The sequence below is a fragment of the Bacillota bacterium genome (assembly GCA_036504675.1).
GTDB lineage: Bacteria > Bacillota > Sulfobacillia > JAJYWN01 > JAJZPE01 > DASXUT01.
Genome location: DASXUT010000145.1, coordinates 1 through 20128 on the forward strand (window position 1 = coordinate 1; position 20128 = coordinate 20128).

General features: G+C 66.5%; 18 protein-coding genes. 3 read left to right on the plus strand and 15 right to left on the minus strand.

The window, feature by feature from the left end:
- The 13 genes from VGL40_10215 to VGL40_10275 form a co-directional block, all read right to left on the minus strand.
- Positions 1-342 (minus strand): redox-sensing transcriptional repressor Rex (locus tag VGL40_10215; protein ID HEY3315631.1); only part of this gene is annotated, 342 nt, incomplete at its 3' end.
- Positions 339-1406: an AsnC family transcriptional regulator gene (locus VGL40_10220; protein HEY3315632.1), complete on the minus strand. Its 1068-nt coding sequence runs from the start codon at positions 1404-1406 to the stop codon at positions 339-341. The genes VGL40_10215 and VGL40_10220, both read right to left, overlap by 4 nt.
- Before the next feature lie 174 nt (positions 1407-1580).
- Entirely contained in the window at positions 1581-2555 is a 975-nt protein-coding gene (hemB, locus tag VGL40_10225; protein HEY3315633.1) for a porphobilinogen synthase, read from the minus strand.
- Positions 2556-2560: 5 nt separating this feature from the next.
- The gene (hemC, locus tag VGL40_10230) at positions 2561-5209 is read right to left on the minus strand and encodes a hydroxymethylbilane synthase (GenBank protein HEY3315634.1); all 2649 of its coding nucleotides are present in this window, start codon (positions 5207-5209) and stop codon (positions 2561-2563) included.
- Positions 5210-5241: 32 nt separating this feature from the next.
- The gene (locus VGL40_10235; GenBank protein ID HEY3315635.1) at positions 5242-5892 is read right to left on the minus strand and encodes a bifunctional precorrin-2 dehydrogenase/sirohydrochlorin ferrochelatase; all 651 of its coding nucleotides are present in this window, start codon (positions 5890-5892) and stop codon (positions 5242-5244) included.
- A 5-nt stretch (positions 5893-5897) separates the two neighbouring features.
- Complete coding sequence (ccsB, locus tag VGL40_10240) at positions 5898-6716, minus strand: c-type cytochrome biogenesis protein CcsB (GenBank protein HEY3315636.1); 819 nt, start codon at positions 6714-6716, stop codon at positions 5898-5900.
- Entirely contained in the window at positions 6713-7990 is a 1278-nt protein-coding gene (gene hemA, locus VGL40_10245; protein HEY3315637.1) for a glutamyl-tRNA reductase, read from the minus strand. The genes ccsB and hemA overlap by 4 nt, the downstream gene beginning before the upstream one ends.
- Positions 7991-8334: 344 nt before the next feature.
- Positions 8335-9087: a ubiquinone/menaquinone biosynthesis methyltransferase gene (locus VGL40_10250; protein ID HEY3315638.1), complete on the minus strand. Its 753-nt coding sequence runs from the start codon at positions 9085-9087 to the stop codon at positions 8335-8337.
- The gene (menA, locus tag VGL40_10255; protein ID HEY3315639.1) at positions 9084-10031 is read right to left on the minus strand and encodes a 1,4-dihydroxy-2-naphthoate octaprenyltransferase; all 948 of its coding nucleotides are present in this window, start codon (positions 10029-10031) and stop codon (positions 9084-9086) included. Before menA ends, VGL40_10250 begins: the two co-directional genes overlap by 4 nt.
- A 251-nt stretch (positions 10032-10282) precedes the next feature.
- Positions 10283-11215: an ABC transporter permease gene (locus tag VGL40_10260; GenBank protein ID HEY3315640.1), complete on the minus strand. Its 933-nt coding sequence runs from the start codon at positions 11213-11215 to the stop codon at positions 10283-10285.
- Between the two features lie 3 nt (positions 11216-11218).
- Positions 11219-12367: an ABC transporter permease gene (locus VGL40_10265; GenBank protein ID HEY3315641.1), complete on the minus strand. Its 1149-nt coding sequence runs from the start codon at positions 12365-12367 to the stop codon at positions 11219-11221.
- Positions 12364-13896 carry an ABC transporter ATP-binding protein gene (locus VGL40_10270; GenBank protein HEY3315642.1) on the minus strand — a complete coding sequence of 511 codons (1533 nt, stop codon included), beginning with the start codon at positions 13894-13896 and terminating at the stop codon, positions 12364-12366. Before VGL40_10270 ends, VGL40_10265 begins: the two co-directional genes overlap by 4 nt.
- A gap of 78 nt (positions 13897-13974) precedes the next feature.
- Positions 13975-15057 (minus strand): BMP family ABC transporter substrate-binding protein, encoded by a 1083-nt coding sequence (locus VGL40_10275; GenBank protein ID HEY3315643.1) that lies wholly within the window; start codon positions 15055-15057, stop codon positions 13975-13977.
- A 468-nt stretch (positions 15058-15525) separates the two neighbouring features.
- Between VGL40_10275 and VGL40_10280 the strand changes: the two genes are divergently transcribed.
- The 3 genes from VGL40_10280 (at position 15526) to VGL40_10290 (ending at position 17875) form a co-directional block, all read left to right on the plus strand.
- Positions 15526-17292 (plus strand): AarF/ABC1/UbiB kinase family protein, encoded by a 1767-nt coding sequence (locus VGL40_10280; GenBank protein ID HEY3315644.1) that lies wholly within the window; start codon positions 15526-15528, stop codon positions 17290-17292.
- A 68-nt stretch (positions 17293-17360) separates the two neighbouring features.
- Positions 17361-17633, plus strand: a complete 273-nt coding sequence (locus VGL40_10285) for a hypothetical protein (GenBank protein HEY3315645.1) — start codon at positions 17361-17363, stop codon at positions 17631-17633.
- Between the two features lie 89 nt (positions 17634-17722).
- Complete coding sequence (locus VGL40_10290; GenBank protein HEY3315646.1) at positions 17723-17875, plus strand: hypothetical protein; 153 nt, start codon at positions 17723-17725, stop codon at positions 17873-17875.
- 86 nt (positions 17876-17961) lie between these two features.
- Here VGL40_10290 and VGL40_10295 read toward each other — a convergent pair whose 3' ends face one another.
- Positions 17962-18702, minus strand: a complete 741-nt coding sequence (locus VGL40_10295; protein ID HEY3315647.1) for an SDR family oxidoreductase — start codon at positions 18700-18702, stop codon at positions 17962-17964.
- 19 nt (positions 18703-18721) lie between these two features.
- Positions 18722-20029 carry a family 1 glycosylhydrolase gene (locus VGL40_10300; protein HEY3315648.1) on the minus strand — a complete coding sequence of 436 codons (1308 nt, stop codon included), beginning with the start codon at positions 20027-20029 and terminating at the stop codon, positions 18722-18724.
- Between the last annotated feature and the right edge of the window lie 99 nt (positions 20030-20128).

Here is a 20128-nt window from a genome sequence, read left to right on the forward strand (position 1 = left end):
CGGGTAGTTCTTCTCGCGAGAGAACCGCCGCAGGTTGTAACGGGAGATGGCCGTCCCGAGTTCGCCGGCGCCGACCAGGCAGATGTTCACGGTGCGGTTGGCGTTGAGGATTGAGCGCAGTTCCTCGCGCAGGTAGCCGACTTCGTAGCCGACCCCTTGCTTGCCGAACTCGCCGAAGAGGGCGAGGTCCTTGCGAACCTGGGCCGAGTTGACGCCGGCCTTGTCGCCGAGCTCCTTCGAGGAGATGAAGCGTTCGCCCCCGTCATCACCTAAGCCTTGCAGAAGCCGGAGATAAAGGGCCAGGCGGCGGACAACCACTTCTGGGGCCTTCAACCTTCTCACGTCTCTCCCCCCTCCTTTTGGTGCTCTCTTGCCTCGGCGTAGTAGACCGGGCTGGTCTTTTTGAACTCCCTCGTGCTGAAGAGCAACCGGTGATCAAGCGGGACGATGGCGGCGGTCATCTCGGCCGCCGCCCTCCGGCACTCCTCCGCCGTCCGGCCGTGGATCATGGCATACAGGTTGTACGGCCACGACCGCCCCGGCGGCCGCAGATAGCAGTGGCTCACCTGCGGGAAGGCGGCGAGGACCCGGCCGGCCTGGTCGGCGGCGGCGGGGTCGACCTGCCAGACGGCCATGGCGTTGGCGACGAAGCCCGCCCGCCGGTGGTACAGGGTGGCGGCGACCCGTCTGAGCCAACCGCGGCCGCCAAAGCGCCGAAGCCTCTCGATGATCACCTCCGGATCGAGCCCGAGGGACTCGGCGATGGCGTCGAACGGCCGTGGGACCAACGGGATGTCGCCCTGGAGGGCGGCGATGATCCGGCGGTCAAGCCCGCAGGGACCCCGAATGCCCTGGGTTTTTTCGCCGCTACCCGCCTCGGCTCCTGCTCCGAACGCCTCTTTCGCCTGGAAAAGTCGACCACGGACCCCCTCCGAGGCAGTCAGGTCGAGCTTGACCCCGATCTTGTAGACCTTCTCGGCCGGGAGTCGCAGCCACCGATCGATCCCCGTCCGCCCGGACAGGTCGGCCACCGCCGCGTCGAGGTCCGACGGGGTCGGGGCGGAGAGGGTGAACCAGAGGTTGTAGGCCTCTCCCTCGCGGGCGTAGTTGTGGGTGACTCCCGGGCACTCATTGACTACGGCCGCCACCCGTTCAAGGTTCCTCGGCGGGACCGAGGCGGCCATCAGGACGCTGGCGAAGCCCAGGGCCCGCGTGTCGAAGACGCCGCCGAAGCGCCGGACCAGCCCACCATCCTTCAGGCGGCGCAGCCGCTCCAGGATCTCGGGCGCCGGGCGGCCCAGCTTCCGGGATAGGTCGCCGAAGGGCTCCCGAGTTAAGGGCAGGCCCTCTTGGACCTCGGTCAGGAGGCGGCGGTCGAGGTCATCCAGGTCGTCCAGATTGATCACAGGCTCCACAGCCTGATCATATTCGACAGAACTGTTTGATTCTTCCGTCTTCCCCTCAGTCTTTTCGCTACAATTGATGATTTTTCCTTCCCTTGCTCCGATTTTCGCAATCTCGCCAGTCTGGGCCGCCGGGGCTGGGTTTGGGTTTGTTCCCGCAACCCCCGGCCCAGCCCTTCACCCCCGGAGCCAGCGGGCGACGTCCTTGGCGAAATAGGTCAGGATGAGGTCGGCCCCGGCCCGCCGCATGGCGGTCAGGAGCTCGGTGACCACCCTTCGCTCGTCGATCCACCCGCGCTGGGCGGCCGCCTTGACCATCGCGTACTCGCCGCTGACATTGTAGGTCGCCAGGGGCAGATCGAAACGCTCCCGGACGGCCCGGACGACGTCCAGATAAGCCAGGGCCGGCTTGACCATGACGATGTCGGCCCCTTCATCGATGTCCAGGGCCACCTCCCGGAGGGCCTCCCGGACGTTGGCCGGGTCCATCTGGTAGGCCTGCCGGTCACCGAACTTCGGAGCCGACTCGGCCGCCTCCCGGAACGGACCATAGAAGGCCGAGGCGTACTTGGCCGAGTAGGCCATGATGACCGTGCTCTCGTAGCCCTCCTCGTCGAGGGTCTTGCGGATGGCGGCGACCCGACCGTCCATCATGTCCGACGGGGCGACGATGTCGGCCCCGGCGACCGCGTGGGAGAGCGCCGTCTTCGCCAGGAGCTCCAGGGAGGGGTCGTTGAGGACCTTCTCACCCTGGATGATCCCGCAGTGGCCGTGGTCGGTGTACTCACATAGGCAGACATCGGTGACCACGACCAGTTCGGGGAAGCGGTCCTTGGCCGCCCTGATAGCCCGCTGGACGATGCCATCGTCGTCGTAGGCCTCTGAGCCGATGGCGTCCTTGCTCTCGGGCAGGCCGAAGAGGATGATCGCCGGGATCCCGAGGGCGGTCACGTCGCCAAGCTCGCCGGCCAGTTCGTCGACGGACAGCTGGAAAACCCCGGGCATGGACGGGATCTCCCGGCGGACCCCCCGGCCATGGGTGACAAAGAGCGGGTAGATGAGGTCGTCGACGGCCAGGGAGGTCTCCCTGACCATCCGGCGGATCACCCCGCTTTGCCGAAGGCGACGCATCCTGGTGATGGGAAAAGCCATCGCGGTCACTCCTTTCGCGGTGCGGAGGTGGAACGCGGCGTTCCGGCCGGGGAGGCGGCCGCCGCCGGGCCGGCCCGCCGGAAGTACTCGAGCACCGCCTTGACTAGGTCGGGAATCGTGGACCTGGGCGGCATGGCGTCCACCCGAAGCCCGAAAGCGGCCGCGGTCTGCGCCGTCTGTGGGCCGATGCAGGCCACGGCGATACCCGACATCAGGGCCATCAGGTCCCGCGGGGGCAGCAGGGCGATGAAGTTCTTGACCGTCGAGGAGCTGCTGAAGGTGACCAGGTCGGGCGGGTCGTGGCGGAGCAAGTCGGGCAGGGGCTCCAGCCACCGGGGCAGGGTGCCCGGCGCCGACCCCGCCGGCACGTTCCGGTAGGCGGCCGCCGCGACCACCTCGCGCCCGGCTCGGATGAGCCCGTCGATGAGGACCTCCCGGCCCTCCTCGGCCCGAACGACCAGGACCCGCTGACCCTCGACGGTCGTCTCGAGCAGGGCGGCGAGGACGCCGTCGGCGTTGAACTCGGGCGGGATGAGGTCGACGACGAGGCTGCGTCGGGACAGGGCTTCGCCGGTGGCCGGTCCGACGGCGCACAGCCTGACCTGGTGCAACAGGCGGACGTCCCGGCCGGTCTCGGCCAGGCGCGCGAAGAAGCCGTCGACTCCGTTCTGGCTGGTGAAGACCAACCAGTCAAAGAGCCCCCCCTCGACCGCCGCGATGGCTCGATCGAGGGGCTGATAGTCAGTGGGGGGAACGATGGCGATCAGCGGGTATTCGACGACCTCGGCCCCGAGGTCGGTCAGGGCCTCGGTCAAGTCACCGGCTTGGACCCGCGTCCGAGTGGTCAGGACGCGGCGGCCGAACAGCGGCCGGTTCTCAAACCAGGCCAGGCGCTCCCGCAGACCGGCGACCCTTCCGACGAGGACCACCGCCGGGTTGGTGATCCCGGCCAGGTCGGCCTGGTGGGCGATGTCCTTCAGGGGGGCGACCACCGTCCGCTGGCGCGGGAAGGTCCCCCAATGGATGACCGCGGTGGGCGTCTCCGGAGGACGGCCGTTGGCCGCCAGGTTCTGGGCGATGAGAGGCAGGTTCCTGGTGCCCATCAGGAAGATCAGGGTGCCGGTTCCCGCTCCTAAAGACGCCCAGTCGATGTTGGTCGCTTCTTTCTCGGGGTCCTCGTGACCGGTGACGATGGTCACTGATGAGGTGAAGTCGCGGTGGGTGACCGGGATGCCGGCGTAGGCCGGGGCGGCCACGGCCGACGTCACTCCGGGGATGACTTCGAAGGGCAGGCCATGCTCGAGAAGAGCCTCGGCCTCCTCCCCGCCGCGCCCGAAGACGAACGGGTCGCCGCCCTTCAGGCGGGCCACGGTCAGGCCGGCGGCGGCCTTCTCCACGAGGACCTGGTTGATCTCGTCCTGCCTCATGGTGTGCCGGTCGGGGCCCTTGCCCACGTAGATGAGTTCGGCGTCGGGGCGGCAGTGGGCCAGTAGCCGCGGGTTGACCAGGCGGTCGTAGACGACCACGTCGGCCCGGGCCAGGCAGTCCCGACCCTTGATGGTCAGCAGGCCCGGGTCGCCGGGACCCGCCCCGATCAAAAAGACGCGGCCGTGACCAGCCCCCGGAGAACCGGACGCCTCGGAACGGGCGCCGGCCATGGCGGGCGGCTCAGACGGTGGTTCGTTCTCGGAAGCGACGACCTCGGCCGGCGCGGCCGCCTCGACCCGGGCCAGGATCCCCCGGGCCCCGTTGGCCAGCAGTTCTCCGGCCAGCTTGGCCCCGATGGCCTCGGCCTCGTCGGCCGGGCCCTCCAGTTCGCCGCGGACGGCCTCCACGCCCTCGGGGTCGGCCACCACCCCGGCCAGGTGGACCCTTCCGTCGCTGTATTGGCCGAGGGCGCCGATGGGGACCTGGCAGCCGCCACCAAGGCGGCGCAGGAACCCCCGCTCGGCGGCGACCGACGCGGCCGTGGCCGCGTCGTTCAGCGGGCCGACGATGTCGGCAACCACCCGGTCGCCCTCGCGGGCTTCGATGGCCAGCGCGCCTTGACCCACGGCCGGCAGACAGACGGATTCCGGGAGGTAGTCGGTGATCTGATCATCGAGCCCCAAGCGGCGCAGGCCGGCCGCCGCCAGGACAATCGCGTCGAGGCCTTCCTCGTCCATCTTCCGAAGCCTGGTGGCCAGATTCCCGCGGATGGGGACGATCTGCAGGTCGGGGCGGTAGTGCTTGAGTTGGGCCGCCCGCCTAAGGCTGGAGGTCCCGACCTTGGCCGAGCGCGGCAGGGTGGCCAGGGTCAGGCCGCGCCGGCCGACGAGCACGTCGCGGGGGTCCTCGCGCTCAGTGACAGCGGCGATGACCAACCCAGCGGGAAGGACCGTCGGCATGTCCTTGAGGCTGTGGACGGCCAGATCGATCCGACCCTCGACCAGGGCAGCTTCGATCTCCTTGGTGAACAGCCCGCGACCACCGATCTTGCTCAGGGAGACGTCGAGAATCCTGTCCCCTTTCGTCTTGATGCCGACGATCTCGCAACGCAGCCCGGGGTGACGTCCTTGTAGTCGGGCGACGACCCACTCGGTCTGCTTGATGGCCAGGGCGCTTTCCCTGGATCCGACGCGGACGACGGCCGGGAGCCCATGGACCCCTCCCATTCGGCCGGACCCCGGTCTCATATTCTCTTGGTTCATTGATCGCTCCTCGGTCGCTCTCGAAGGAGCCGGTCGAACTCGTCGCGGGCGGCCTTGGCCCGGCCGTCCCTTAGCTTGGCCAGCACGTTCGAGTCCACCAGAGCCTCAAAGAGGGCCTTGCGACGGGTCTCATCAGGCTCTTCTCGTTTTATCTTCTCCCGGGTTTCTCCCAGCCAATCCAGAAACTGCCCGTACTCTGGGCCGAACTCGGACGCCAGGCGGTCGCGGATCCGCTTCGCCAGGGCCGGGCTGTAGCCGTCGGTGGTCACCGCCAAGCAGAGGGCGCCGCGCCGGACGACGGCCGGGACAATGTAGTCGGATCGCTCCGGGTCGTCGACCACGTTGACCAGGACCCTACGCCCCCGAGCCTCGGTGGAAACGGTCTGGTTGACGGCCGGGTCGTCGGTGGCCGCCACCACCAGGTCGCAGCCCTCCAGGTCGGACCGGTCAAAAGGGCGGCGGCGCAGGACGACCAGGCCGGCGGCGGCCATCTCGTCCAAGGGCGGGCCGATGTCCGGGGCCACCACGGTGACCTTCGCGCCGGCCTCGAGCAGGGAGGCCGTCTTGCGGGCGGCGACGGAGCCGCCGCCGACGACGAGGCACGGCCGCCCGGTCAGGTTCAGGCTGATGGGGTAGTATGCAGGCATGATATTTAGAGCCTCCGGTGCAAGCTGTTCAAGAAGAGGTTCACGACGAAGAAATTGGCCAGGACCATGGCGTAGGCGGCGAGGGACAGGTAGGCCGCCTTCCGCCCGTTCCAGCCGAAGCGAGCACGTAGGATCAGGTAGACGCCGTAGAGCGCCCAGGTGAGGATGGAGAAGGTCTCCTTGGGATCCCACGACCAATGACTGCCCCAGGCATAACCGGCCCAGATGGAACCGCTGATGATCCCGAGGGTCAGGAGGGCGAAGCCGACGTCGATCAGCCGATGGCTCCAGGTGTCGAGGATCTCCAGGGAGGGCAGGCGGCGGAAGATCAGCCGGAAGGCCTTGGCTCTGAGCTGCCGCTCCTGGAGCAGATACATCAGGGTCAGGACGAAGGCCATCGTGAAGGCGGCATAGGCCAGGATGGACAGAGACAAGTGGACCGCGACCCAGGCCCCGGAAAGCGTCGGGTCGAAGGCCGCCGCTTCCTTGGGCATCGCCGCGGCGGCGAAGAGGAGGATGAAGGTCACGGGAGTGACGAAGACGCCGGCCACCTTCAACCCGAGGATCGCCTCGAGGAGGGTGTAGTTCAGCATCAGCAGCCAGGTGAAAAAGAGGGTCGCCTCAAAGAGGTAGACGAAGGGCGGACGGCCCGACTCGGCCACCCGCGCGGCAATGGTCAGGGTGTGAACGGTCAGGGCCAGACGTCCGGTCCAGGCGGCGGCGCGCTCCCAATGCCGCCAGTAGAGGAACCCGAAGTAGGTCGCCGCCGAGGCGGCGTAGAGGATCAGGGTCAGGACGTATAGTCCGCCGCTGGCCTGGGTCATCGGCGCTCCCCCTCCCCACCCAACTTCAGGTTGAAGAGCTCACGGGCGGCCCTCAGATAGGTCCGTCCGTCGTCGGAGGCCGCCAGCTCCTTGAGCTTCAGGGTCGGGTCATTGAGGAGCTTGTTGACGATGAGGGACGACATCGCCTCGACCACGCCCCGCTCCTTCTCAGTGAGCTCGGGCAGCCGCGCCAAGGCGCGTTCCAGTTCGACCCGGCGGATACCCTCGGCCTTGTCCCGCAGCGAGCGGATGACCGGGATGGCGTCGAGCGAACTGAGCCAGGTCCCGAAGGATTTCAGCTCTTCCTCGATGATCCGCTGGACCTTGCCGACCTCGCGCTTACGGTCTTCGAGGTTGGCCTCGACCACCGCCTGCAGGTCGTCGATGTCGTACAGGAAGACGTTCTCCACGCCGTGGCAGGCGGGGTCGATGTCCCTGGGGACGGCGATGTCGATGAGGAAGAGCGGCCGGGCCCGCCGCGAGCGCATGGCGGCGCGGACGGCCTCGGTGGTCAGGACAAATCCGGGGGCGCTGGTCGAACTGATGACCACGTCGGCCTGGACCAGTTCGGCCGGGACCTGATCGAAGGGGACGGCCCGGCCGCCGAAGCGGGCGGCCATCTCCTCCGCGCGCTCGCGGGTCCGGTTGGCCACGACCACGTGGTTAAGGCCGCCGGCCTCCAGGTGCTTGGCCACCAACTCGCTCATCTGGCCGGCCCCGATGATCAGCGTCCGCCGACCCTCGAGGCTGCGGAAGACCTTGCGGGCCAGCTCCACTGCGGCATACCCGACCGAGACGGCGTTCTGGCTGATGACCGTCTCGGCATGCCCCCGCTTGCCCGTCCGGAGGGCCCGCTCGAACAGCTCCGACAGGACCTTCCCGGTCGCCCCGCGCTCCTTGGCCGCCAAGTAGCAGTCCTTGACCTGCCCGAGGATCTGGGTCTCGCCGAGGATCATCGAGTCCAGTCCGGTGGCCACGGTGAAGAGGTGGCGGGCGGCCTCGAGTTCGTAGTGGACGTAGAGATGGTCGGCGAAGGCGTCCTTCGGGACGCCGTGGTGGGCCGAGACGAAGCCGGCCACGAGGCCCTCCGCGTCATCGGCCTGGACCATGGCGAAGACCTCGGCCCGGTTGCAGGTCGAAACGACCACGCCCTCCTCCACCCCGGCGAGCTTGGTCAGGGCGGCGGAAGCCAGGCCGGGATCGGCAAAGGCCAGCCGTTCCCGCAGTTCGACTGGGGCCGTATGGTGATTGAGTCCGACGGAAACCAGGCTCACCGCTCTTGGAGCCCACCTTTCCGCACCGTATTGCATCTAGGTCATCTAGAGGTCCGGTAATAGAGGGATGGAAAAGACGGTTTTGCCTTCTGCGCTGGGCCAGTCATTCCTGCATTTTGCGGTTTACTTTGTGATTTATTTTTCTTAGTGACCTGTTTTTGTTGACTTAGGCCAGGGCAGCCCCGGCAGCGGTGTTAGTTTTCCCCAAGTCGCCGTCCGGCGCCGACTGACCCTGGGAAAACGGGTCGGCCGCCGGCTCCGGCCATGAGAAGAGCCGCGCCCGGCGGGAGGCTGGCCCGCGGAGCGCGGCTTGGTTCCGGGTTAGGCGGGCCCCCGACGCTCTGTCAGCTCGGCTTGGTCCCCCAGTGGACGCTGACGATGCCGCCGGTCAAGCCACGGTATCCCACGTCGACCAGCCCCGCCCGGCGGAAGATGTCGGCCAGGCCATCCTGGGTCGGGAAGGGGATCAGGGACTTGGGCAGCCAGCCATAGGCCCTGAGGCGCCGCTCGGTCTTGGGGTCGATGATCCAACCGAGGATCGGGACCACGTGGTAGAAGTATAGGTAGTATGGTTCACGAATGAACGGGTTGAGCGGCTTGGAGAGTTCCAGGGAGACCACCCGGCCCCCCGGCCTGACGACCCTGACCATCTCGGCCACGGCCCCCGGGACGTCCTTCACGTTCCGCAGGGCGAACCCCGTGGCGGCGCAGTCGAAGCGGTCGGCCGCGAAGGGCAGGGCCAGGGCGTCCCCTTCGACGAGCTCGATGGGCGCCAGACCCGAGACCCCGGCCCGGGCCGCCTGGGCCTTGGCCCGTCCGACCTCGAGCATTTCCGGGGAGAAGTCGATCCCAGTGACCTGCCCGCCTGAGCCGACCTGCCTGGCCATGACCAGCGACAGCTCGGCCGTGCCGGCGCACACGTCCAGCGCCCGACCGCCGGGTTGAAGGCCCGTCCTGGCGGCGAAGGCCCGCTGCCACAGGCGCAACATCCCCGCGCTCATGACCATGTTCATCACATCGTAGTGGTGGGCGATGGCCGCGAAGAGATTGTGGACATAAAGCTCCTTGCCCTGCCGGGCCTCGAGGGCCTCTTTCACCGAATCACCCCGCGGTTGATGAGTAGTCCGGCCGTGATCAGAAGGCCGGTGAGCAGATGGGCCCCGATGGTCAAGGCTTGGGCCGGGACCAGGGCCGGCGGCTGATCGTGATGCGCCCCCAGAATGGCCGAGGCTTTGATGGCCATCGGGATGGTCAGGAGGCCGAGCCAGACGGTCATCGGCAGGCCAGGCCACAGGGGCATGGCCAGGATCGACAGGTAATTCAGGGCCATCAAGCCGTAGTAGCCGTAGACCGCCCTCCGGGTACCCAACCGGACGACCAGGTTGCGCTTGTGGGCCGCACCGTCCGCCTCATAATCGGGGAACTGGTTGGCGTAGAGGATGGCCGTCACCAGGAGGCCGACGGGCACGGAAACGATCAAACCGACAACGTCCAGCCGCTGCGTCTGGACGAACCAGGCGCCGAGGCCGATGAGGGGGCCGAAGGCGAAGCCGAGGACGATCTCACCGAAACCGCGGTAGGCCGCCCGGATCGGTCCGGCGGTGTAGAAGTACCCGCAGAGGAAGCCCAGGAGCATCAGGGCGATGACCGCCGACCCGCTCCGCCAGGCGAGGTAGACCCCGATCAGGGCACCGATGGCGAAGCATCCGAGGGCCGCCCGGTAGACCTGCTTGCTCGTCAGGCTGCCTTCCACGATCACCCCCGTGCCCCCATTGAAGGGGGTCCGGAAGCGATTGACCCGATCGTCGCCGCTCTCCGTATCGAAGAAGTCGTTGGACAGGTTGGCCCCGGCGTGGGCCAGCATCGAACCCAGGGTGGCCAAGAGGAAGAGGACGAGGTCGAACCGGCCGGCGATGGCCCAGGCGGCCGCCGTCCCGATGAAGACCGGGGTCGCTGAGGCGGTGAAGAATGGAGCCCGCATGGCGCGAGCCCATAGAGCGATGGAACTTGTCGGGGCCGTGCCGGCCTGACTGTTGGCCATGAGTCTAACCTCCACAATCCCGGGATTAGGCGGCGACGCAATCCGGGTGTGATGGGAATATGAAAGACATCCCTTATTTTAGCACTGTGGCGGCCGCGGGACAAGATGGCCGCCCAGATGGCCACCCAGAACGGTCGCGGGCGACAGCGGCCCAATGGCGGGCACGGAGGGCGAGACAGCGACGCCCGGCCGCCAACTGGGCTGGGCGCGGCCGGGCGCTTCAGGCGGTGTGTGGGTCGGCGAGGCCTTCCTCAGCGGCCTTCTCGGTCGTAGGCCAGCCCCAAGGCCTCCGGCGAGGCCGACTTTCGGGAGACGGTCTCCCTGGTGGCGATGACCAGAACGATGATGGTGAAGAGGTAAGGCAGCATCTTCAGGAAGAAGGACGGGATGACCACGCCCAGGGCCTGGAGGCGGAACGTCAGGGCGTCGACGCCGCCGAAGATGTAGGCCCCGGCCATCGCCCGGAGGGGGTCCCACATGGCGAAGATGACCAGGGCGATGGCGATCCAGCCGCGCCCCGCGGTCATGTTCTCCAGCCAGCTCGGGGCATAGGCCAGCGAGAGATAGGCGCCGGCGACGCCGGAGAGCATCCCGCCAACGACCACGTAGACGTAACGGGTGGCGAAGATGTTGACCCCGACGGCATCGGCCGCCGCCGGGTTCTCCCCGGTCGACCTCAGGTGCAGCCCAGGCTTGGTCCGATAGACGAAGAACCAGAGCAGAGGCACCAGGATGTAGGTGATGTAGACCAGCGAGTCCTGGTTGAAAAGGATCGGTCCGAGCACCGGCAGCTTCCCAAGCCCCGGGAAGAGCCATTGCTTGAAGGTGGCCGGGGCCGGGATGCCGATCATCGACTTGCCCAGATAGCCGGACAGGCCGGTGCCGAAGATGGTCAGGGCCAAGCCGCTGACCACCTGGTTGGCCCGCAGGCTGATGGTCAGGAAGGCGTGGACCAGAGCGAGGACGCCGGCCGCCCCCATCGCCGCCAGGAGTCCCACCCAGGGGCTACCCATCTTGACCGTGAAGGTGAACCCGGTGACCGCCCCGATCAGCATCATCCCCTCGACCCCGAGGTTCATCACCCCGGACCGCTGGGCGAGCACTTCGCCGAGGGCGGCGTAGAGGATTGGCGTGCCGGCCGTGATCGCGGCCGCCAGGATTGAGATCCACAAGGCCTGGTCCATCGCTCACTCCCCCGTTCCGCCGGCCGGTCCCGCCGCCGAGGGCGCGGCCGGGGCGGCCTTGCCCTTTGACTGGCCCCCGGCCCCGCCGGACCTGAACCTGAGCCGATAGTTGATCAGGATGTCTCCCCCCAGGACGAAGAAGAGGATGGCCCCCTGAAGCATGGAAACGGTGGCCGCGGGGAGCCCGCTGGACTGGATGGAGTAGCCGCCGACGAGCAGGCCGCTAAAGAGGAACGAGACCCCGACGATGGCGACCGGATTGAGCTTGGACAACCAGGCGATGATGATCGCCGTGTAACCGTAGCCGGGGGAGATTCCGTGCTGCAGGCGGTGGGTGATGCCGCTGACCTCGGACATGCCGGCCAGTCCGGCCAACCCGCCGCTGATCATCATCACCAGGAGGATGTTCCGCGGGATGTTCATCCCGGCGTAGCGGGCCGCCGGAGTGGATTCGCCGATGACCCGGATCTCGTAACCCCATTTGAGCCGGCGGAGGATCAACCAAATCACCGCCGCGCCGATGAGGCCGAAGACGAGACCCAGGTGGACCCGAGTGTTGCCGAGGGTCGGTAATTGGGCCGAGGGGCTGAAGGGCGGGGTCAGCGGGAAGTTGTAGCCTTTCGGGTCCTTCCAGGGGCCGTAGACGAGGTAGTCCACCCAGTAGAGGGCCACGTAGTTCAGCATCAGGCTGGTGATGATCTCATTGACCCCGAGGAAGGCCCGGGGCAGTGCCGGTAGCAGTCCCCAGAGGGCCCCGACGGCGAAGCCGGCCAGGAACATCGCCGTCAACAGGACCGGCTTAGGAAGCCCGGGGAAACTGAGGGCCACCCAACTGGCGGCGAAGGCGCCCATATACAGCTGCCCTTCGGCGCCGATGTTCCAGAGCAGCATCCTGAAGGCCAGGGAGACGCCCAGGCCGGCGAGCATCAGCGGGATGGCCTTGACAACCGTCTCGGAGACGCCGTACTTGCTGCCGAAGGCCCCGTCGAACATGATCGAGTAGACCTTGGCCGGGCTGTACCCGGTCAACGACAGGAAGACCGCCCCGAGGACAAGGGCCAGGACGACGGACATCACCGGGACCATGAAGGCCAGCACCGGCGAGGGTCTAGGGCGCCTTTCCAAGCGGATTCCGAACCCCGGGCCTCTCATCCTCTCCGCCCTCCCTCACCCTTCGAACCGGCCATCAACAGGCCGATCTCTTCGATGTCGGCTTGCTCGGCCGGCATCTCGCCCATGATCCGGCCCTCATTGATCACCGCCACCCGGTCGGACAGGCTGAGGACCTCATCAAGGTCCTCGGAGACCATCAGGATGGCCGCTCCGCCGGCCCGTTGGGCCAGCAGAATCTGGCGGATAGCCTCGGTTGCCCCCACGTCGAGGCCGCGGGTGGGCAGCATGGCCACGATCAGCTTGGGCTTGGCCGAGATCTCCCGGGCCAGGAGGAGCTTCTGCAAGTTGCCGCCGGACAGCAGGCGGACCGGAGAGTCGAAGTTGGCCACCTTGACGTCGAACCGCCTGACCAGCTCACCGGCGTACTCACTGATGGCCCGGTGATTGAGGAACGGGCCGGAGGACATCGGCGCAAAGCGGTAGTCCTTGAGGATCAGGTTGTCGCAGATACCGAGCCCGGGGATGAGCCCCATGCCCAGTCGGTCTTCGGGGATGTGGCTGACACCCGCGTCGATGATCTCGCGGGGTGAGCGGTTGGTCAGGTCCCGGCCGCCGATCAGCAGCCGACCGCTCTGGACCCGGCGAAGCCCGGTGATCACCTCGGCCAGTTCGCGCTGGCCGTTGCCGGCCACGCCGGCCAGCCCGAGGATCTCCCCGGACCGGACCGTCAGGGACAGGTCCCGCAGGGCTGGGCGGCCCTTATCGCTCAGGGCATCTATCTCGCACAACTCGAGGACCGTCCGGCCGACCTGGACCGGGGCCTTCTCCTGGTGGAGGAAAACCTCACGCCCCACCATCATCCTGGCCAGTCGGCGCTGATCGGTGTCGGTCTTGGCGACCGTGGCGACGTTGCGACCGCCGCGCAGGACGGTGATCACGTCGGCCGCGTCCATCACTTCCTCGAGCTTGTGGGTGATGAAGACGACCACGTGTCCCTGGTCGGCCATTTGACGGAGGGTCCGGTAGAGGTCCTTGGCCTCCTGGGGAGTCAGGACCGCCGTCGGTTCGTCGAGGATGAGGACCTCGGCCCCGCGGAAGAGGACCTTCAGGATCTCGACCCGCTGCTGCTCGCCCACGGACAACTGCCAGACCTTGGCCGTCGGGTCGACCCGCAGGCCGTACCGGGACGACAATTCCCCGATCTGTCCTTCGACGTCCCTCTGCCGGTAGAGGAAGCCGTGCGACTTCAGCCCCAGGACAACGTTCTCGGCCACGGTGAACGGGCGCACCAGCCGGAAGTGCTGGTGAACCATGCCGATGCCGTGGTCGAAAGCCTCGCCCGGCGACCGCAGGACGGCCTTCCTTCCCTTGATGAGAATATCGCCCTCGTCCGGCCGGTAGAGCCCGGTGAGGATGCTCATCAGGGTGCTCTTGCCGGCGCCGTTCTCGCCCAGGAGGGCGTGGATCTGCCCGGCCCGGAGAACCAGGTCCACCCGGTCGTTGGCGAGGACGCCGGGGAACCGCTTGGTGATGCCGCGCATCTCGACGATGCCAGAACCAGCTTCCATGATTGCCCCCCAATGGTCAGGGAGCCAGGGGCGGCGGGTCGTGAACGGGCCCCGACGCCCCTGGCTACTGTCGTCAGCCTATTGGCTGGGGATGGTCCCCTCGACACCCTTGACGAACCAGTTCATCCCGAGGATGTCCTGGTCGCTCATCTTCTCGCCTTCCTTCACTCTGACCGTGCCCTTCTGGTCCTTGAGCGGGCCGGCGAAGACGAGCAGTTTGCCGGAGAGGATGTCCTGCTTCTTCTGCTCGACCAGGGTCTTCACGTCGTCGGGGACGGCGGTCCCGTAAGGCCCCAGGTCGACGATGCCGTCGGCCATGCCGCCCCAGTACTGGTCATTCTTCCAGGTCCCGTCCTTGACGGCCTGGACGGTCTTGACGTAGTACGGGCCCCAGTTCCAGACGGGGGAGGTCAGGTTGGCCTTGGGGGCGAAGGCCCGCATGTCGGAGTTGTAGCCAATGCCGTACTTGCCCTTTTCCTCGGCCGCCTGCTGCGGGCCGGGGGTATCTTGGTGCTGGGCGATGACGTCGGCGCCCATCTCCAGCAAGCTCTTGCCGGCTTCCTTCTCGGCCGCCGGGTCGTACCAGGTGTTCGTCCAGACCAGCTTGACCTTCGCCTTTGGGTTCACCGAGAGGACCCCGAGGGTGAAGGCGTTGGCTCCGCGGATGACTTCCGGGATCGGGTGAGCGGCCACATAGCCGATGAGGTTGGTCTTGGTCATCTTGCCGGCCACGATGCCCGACAGATACCGCGGCTGCTCGATCTGGCCGAAGTATGTCCCGACGTTCTTGGCCGTCTTGTATCCCGAGCAGTGCATGAAGATGACGTTCGGGTACTTCTCGGCGACCTTGATGACGTAGTCCATGTAGCCGAAGCTGGTGGCGAAGATGACCTTGTTGCCCTTCTCGGCCAGTTCGGTCAGGACGCGTTCAGCGTCGGCGCCTTCCGGGACGGATTCAACGGAGCTTGTCTCCACCCAGGGAAGCTTGTCCTGCAGGTACTTGCGGCCGCGGTCGTGTTCGTACGTCCACCCGGCGTCCCCGACCGGACCCACGTACATGAACGCGACCTTGAACTTCTCTTCCTGCTTCGGTGTCGCTTCTTTCTTTCCGCTGCTGCAGCCGGAGACCAGGAGCACCGCGGCGAGGAGGACACTGAACAAGGCGAAGAATCTCCTGTTTCGAATCACTACGTCTCCCCTCCTGATGTCACAAGCGTGCTTGATCATGGCCTGGAACACCGAGTCTTGAAGCCGAAGAAACCGTCCCACAAGACGCCGAGTTTCCGGCTACCGAGGCCTCCCTTCGTCGCCACCCCTGAGCATGGAAAATCCAATGCCAACTTGGATTCGCAACCCATCGGATCGGATTTACGGACTCGTGTCGCTAATTGGTCTCTTATTTCGATTCTACGAACTACCTTGATTTACCTGCCAAGCGCGAAATGGACTTCACACAGTTGCGCCAGGCGAAGGCTTGGTCAATGGCGGCCAAGGGCGACGGGAGAGAAAAGTTAATGTTGGGCGACGGGCCCGCCCCTTGCCGCGCGAAGGGCCTGGTGGTTATAATTGGGTATAATTCAGATGGCCCATCGCGACCCCATGGCCGCCGCGCGAGGAGAAACCCGAACGATGACGAACGATCCAACCCTGCCCCCACTGTCTCCCGCTCCCACCCTCGAGTCCGTCGACCGCCGGCTCAACCGGCGGGCTCGTTACTGGGCCGTGATGCGGCTCTTCCTCTCAATTTACAGCGACTTCGCCCTCGAGAAGGTCCAACGCCGGCTGTTCGGCCATGGTTTCGTCGAGCGCCGGCACGCGGCGATGCTCCGCCGGCAAGCCGCGCGGTTCCGCGAGACGGCCATCCGGATGGGCGGGCTCCTCATTAAGCTCGGCCAGTTCCTCAGTTCCCGGGTCGACCTCCTGCCCGAGGAGTACACCGATGAACTGGCCAAGCTCCAAGACGAGGTGCCGGCCGAGGACTACAACGAAGTGGCGGCGATGGTGGTCGCCGAGTTCGGCCACCCGGTCGAAGAGGTCTTCGCCTCGTTCTCCCACAAAGCGCTGGCCGCCGCCTCCCTGGGCCAGGTTCACGAGGCCAGGCTTCACGACGGGACGCGGGTGGCGGTCAAGGTCCAGCGCCCCCGGATCGATGAGATCGTCGACATCGACCTGGCCTCCCTGCGCCGGGTGGTCAACCTGCTGGACAGCCTGACCGATTGGGGCCGCCGTTTCGACCTGGACCTGGTCTTCCGCGAGTTCGCCTCGACGGTGCGAAAAGAACTCGACTACGTCCAGGAAGGCCGCAACGCCCAGCAGTTCAGGAAGAACTTCAAGGGGTTCAAAGAGGTCTACATCCCCAAGATCTACTGGGCCCAGACCACCCGCCGCGTCCTGACCCTGGAGTACATCGAGGGGATCAAGGTCAGCGACACCACCGCCCTCGACGCCAACGGGATCGACCACACCGAAGTCGTCAGGCTCCTCGTCGAGTCATACCTCGAACAGATGATCCATCACGGGTTGATCCATGCCGACCCGCACCCGGGGAACGTCTTCATCGTCGGCCGGGACGGCTTCACCACCGTCGGCGGGCGCCACCTCAAACCCGGCAACATCATCTTCGTCGACTTCGGGATGGTCGGCCAGATCACCGAGACCGATAAGCACAACTTCCGCCGCCTCTTCCTGGGGGTCGCCGCCCGCGACGTCCGGGAGATCATCGCCGCCGCCCAGGGGCTTGGGTTCGTCCGGCCGACGGCCGACATGAACGCCCTTCGACGCAGCCTGGCTTGGATCATCGAGCGCTTCTCGACCAACTCGCTTCAAGAGATCTACGGCCTGGACATCGAGGACATCCTTTTCGAGCTCAAGGACCTGATGGAGAGCCACGCCTTCCAGATCCCGGCCAACTTCATCTTCCTCGGGCGGGCCATCGCCACCCTGTCCGGCCTGGCCAGTGGCCTCGACCCGGACGTCAACCTGATCAAGCTGTTCGAGCCGTATGCCCGTGAGCTTATGGAGGAAGACCAGGCCCAGGCCGGAGGGGCCCTCAAGCAGCGCCTGACGGCCCTGGGGCTGAACCTGCTGGCCCTGCCCGGGCTGGCCGAGAAGGTCCTCCGGCAGGCCCAGGAGGGCGACCTGCGGGTCAGGATCGAGGCCCCGGAGATGACCGAGGCCTACCATCGCCAGGAAGCGGCTACTTCGCGCCTGTCCGTGATGGTCCTGGCCGGCAGCCTCCTTATCGCCGGCAGCGTCTTCTGGACCGGTGGCCATCACCTCGTCGGCAACTGGGCTTTCGTCGGCGCGACCGGGGCGGCGCTGGCGGCCCTACGGCATGGTGACCGCTCCGTCGAATGGATTCGCCGGCATGCGAGCAGGATGAGGAAGAAGGATTGACGAAGACGAGAACGACCGGCAGCGTCTGCTGGCCCCGGCCGTGACAAGATGACCAAGGAGGTATGGCCATGGGCGAGAAGGAGCACAAGTCGGTGACCGTGCGCGAGACCGACGACGGGATCGTCATCGAGATCAAGGGGGACCGCGAGAACCTCAAGCGTAAGAAGGAAGCCATCGAAGCCTTCTTTGAGTTCCGCGACAAGTTCTGGGACGCCTTCGGGCCCAAAGAGGGGCCGCTGGCCAAGATTTATGACCAACACCATCGCCACCATCACCACCACGGCGGTGGCGAGAGCGCCGGCGGCGAGGGCGGCGACGACGAGGTCGAGGGCGAGGACTGAGGGCGGCCGCTGAAAGCCGGCACGATCACCGAAAGGAGCCACGCGGGTGGCTCCTTTCGTGTTGACGGCATCGGCAGGCGGCCCAGTTCGTGGCCAAAGCGGGGTCGGCCGCCGAGGCCCTGGCCCGAGCGCTGAAGGCCAAAGAGGCCGGCGACCGACCCATAACGATGGCCGAGGCGATTCAGAGACTCGGCCTCAAGCCTGAGGATGTCCTTGGTGGAGACGATGTCGAGGTCGAATGAAGGCCGAAAACCGTACGAGGCTGGCCCGGCGGGCCAGCCTCCTGATCTTGTCCAAGGAACCACAGGAAGCCCCGGCGATGAAGTCCTCAGGTGAGCATGAACCCGGCGTCCACCGGGATAATCGCCCCGGTGATTCCAGAAGCTTCCTCGGAGGCAAGGAAAGCGACGGTCTTGGCCACTTCATCCAAGCGGGTGACCCGTCCAAGGGCGAACCGTGGCAGGAACCTGGCTTCTTCCGGCCTATCCGGATGAAAGGCATTCTCAGCCCAGTTCATCATGACTCCGTTGACCCGAATCCCGCTCTTTCCGAACTCGGCGGCCATCCCTCTGGTCATGGCCATGGCTCCGCCATTGGTGACCGCGTAGGCGATTTCCCCGTCCCCCCCACGTTCCCCCACCGTCGAGAGGATGTTGACGATGGCCCCCTGGCTTCGTTCCACCATCCCGGGAATGACGGTCCGGGCCGTCAGGAAGTAGCCCAGAGCTTTGTACTCCAATTGGGACCGCCACTCGTCGACGGTGTACTCAAGAAACCGCTTCTGCAGAGCGAAAACGGCGTTATTAACCAGCAGGGTGACGGGACCCAGGGACTCTGAGATCTCCCTTGCCATTCGGTCCACGTCCTCTTCGCGTCGAACGTCGCCGATGGTCAGGACTGCGCGGCGCCCAATCCGGACGATCTCACGGCATGCCGCCTCGGCTTCGTCCACCGACGACCTGCAGTTCACGGCGACACTCGCCCCTCTCCTGGCGAGCTCAAGAGCGACAGCATGCCCGACCCCTCGGCTCGAACCGGTCACCCAAGCAACCGCGCTTCGGTCAAACATGACATTCCCTCCAGACCGCCTACCCCGGCAGCTTATTCTCCTTGGCGATCTGCCCGTAGAGGCGGCCACTGGGCCTCACCGTCCGGGCCTGGGTGGCGAAGTCCACGTGGATCAGACCGAACCGTTGGGTATAGCCCTCCGACCACTCGAAGTTGTCGGTGGAGGACCAGTAGAAGAAGCCGCGAACGTCGACCCCGGCGTCCATCGCCCGCCGCGCCTGGGCCAGGTGGGACAGGATGTACCGGCTGCGCTGCTCGTCCTCGACCACGGCCACCCCGTTCTCGGTGATGAAGATGGGCATGGGCTTGAAACGCTTCCACAGTTCCGTCAGGCACTGGTGGATGCCCTGGGGGTAGACCTCGTTACGCATGGTCGTCGTCTCGACACCGGGGGCCGGCGGCTGGGGGGCCAGGGTGACGATGGGCCGCAGGGGGTTGAAGCGGATGATCCCGCGGGTGTAGTAGTTGAGGCCGATGAAGTCTTGCGTCCCCACCAGCTCTGGGTCGCGGCGGTTGACCCCGAAAGCCAGGATGTACTCCCGGCCGGTCCGCAGGGCCTCCAGGAAGGGCCAGTTGAAGGTGGCGCTGACCAGCCTGGCGGCGGTCCGGTTGAGCCAAGACCCGCGCTCGGCGCCGGTCTCCGGGTCAATCCCTGGGTAGGCCTGGAAGGGTGACATGCTGTGGGCCAGCCCGACCCGGGCCTCCGGGTGGGCCGCCTTGATCACCTTGTAGGCCCGTTTGTGGGCCTCGAGGAGGTTGAGGAAGACCCGGCCGGCCTGACCGAAGTCGCGCCGCTTGGGCAACCAGACGCCGAGGACGTAGCCCATGGTGATGAGGACCATCGGTTCGTTCAGGGTGATCCAGTGGCGCGGGGCTTCGGTCCCCAGGTGCTCGACGACAGCCTTGACATAACCCTCGAAAGCGGCCGGTGTCTGCTCGTTCTCCCAGCTGCCGCGAGCGGCGATCCACTTTGGGTTGGTGAAGTGATGGAGGGTCAGGAAGGGCTCGATGCCGCGTTTCCTGAGCTGCCGGATCATGTCGAGGTAGCGGTCCAGGGCGGCCCGGTCGAACTGCCCTTCCGTCGGTTCCACGCGGCTCCACTCGACCGAGAAGCGATAGGCGTTCTGATTCAGCTCCTTGAGCTGATCGAAGTCGGCCACATAACGGTTCCAGGCATCGTCGGCGGCCCCGGAGCGGTCGCCGTTCTTGATGTTCCCGGGCTGTTGCTCCCAATCCCACCAGTCGTTGTTGGTGTTGTGGCCCTCGATCTGGTGCGATGAGGTCGCCGTTCCCCAGTAGAATCCGGGTGGGAAAGTGACGGTGGCCATGGGGTTCCTCCTCTTCTGGCTTCTGGGGGGTGAAGTACATGATCGTCCCGTCGGCAGAGACGGCGGCGCGTCCGCCTCGGGGGATCCTCAGCCGATGGG

Bases quoted from the DNA above. Each gene is read 5' to 3' on its own strand.
- VGL40_10300 (HEY3315648.1), bottom strand. From the start codon at position 20,029: ATGGCCACCGTCACTTTCCCACCCGGATTCTACTGGGGAACGGCGACC.
- VGL40_10235 (HEY3315635.1), bottom strand. From the start codon at position 5,892: ATGCCTGCATACTACCCCATCAGCCTGAACCTGACCGGGCGGCCGTGC.
- hemC (HEY3315634.1), bottom strand. From the start codon at position 5,209: ATGGGAGGGGTCCATGGGCTCCCGGCCGTCGTCCGCGTCGGATCCAGG.
- VGL40_10280 (HEY3315644.1), top strand. From the start codon at position 15,526: ATGACGAACGATCCAACCCTGCCCCCACTGTCTCCCGCTCCCACCCTC.
- menA (HEY3315639.1), bottom strand. From the start codon at position 10,031: ATGGCCAACAGTCAGGCCGGCACGGCCCCGACAAGTTCCATCGCTCTA.
- VGL40_10295 (HEY3315647.1), bottom strand. From the start codon at position 18,702: ATGTTTGACCGAAGCGCGGTTGCTTGGGTGACCGGTTCGAGCCGAGGG.
- VGL40_10260 (HEY3315640.1), bottom strand. From the start codon at position 11,215: ATGGACCAGGCCTTGTGGATCTCAATCCTGGCGGCCGCGATCACGGCC.
- VGL40_10270 (HEY3315642.1), bottom strand. From the start codon at position 13,896: ATGGAAGCTGGTTCTGGCATCGTCGAGATGCGCGGCATCACCAAGCGG.
- VGL40_10265 (HEY3315641.1), bottom strand. From the start codon at position 12,367: ATGAGAGGCCCGGGGTTCGGAATCCGCTTGGAAAGGCGCCCTAGACCC.
- hemB (HEY3315633.1), bottom strand. From the start codon at position 2,555: ATGGCTTTTCCCATCACCAGGATGCGTCGCCTTCGGCAAAGCGGGGTG.
- ccsB (HEY3315636.1), bottom strand. From the start codon at position 6,716: ATGACCCAGGCCAGCGGCGGACTATACGTCCTGACCCTGATCCTCTAC.
- VGL40_10285 (HEY3315645.1), top strand. From the start codon at position 17,361: ATGGGCGAGAAGGAGCACAAGTCGGTGACCGTGCGCGAGACCGACGAC.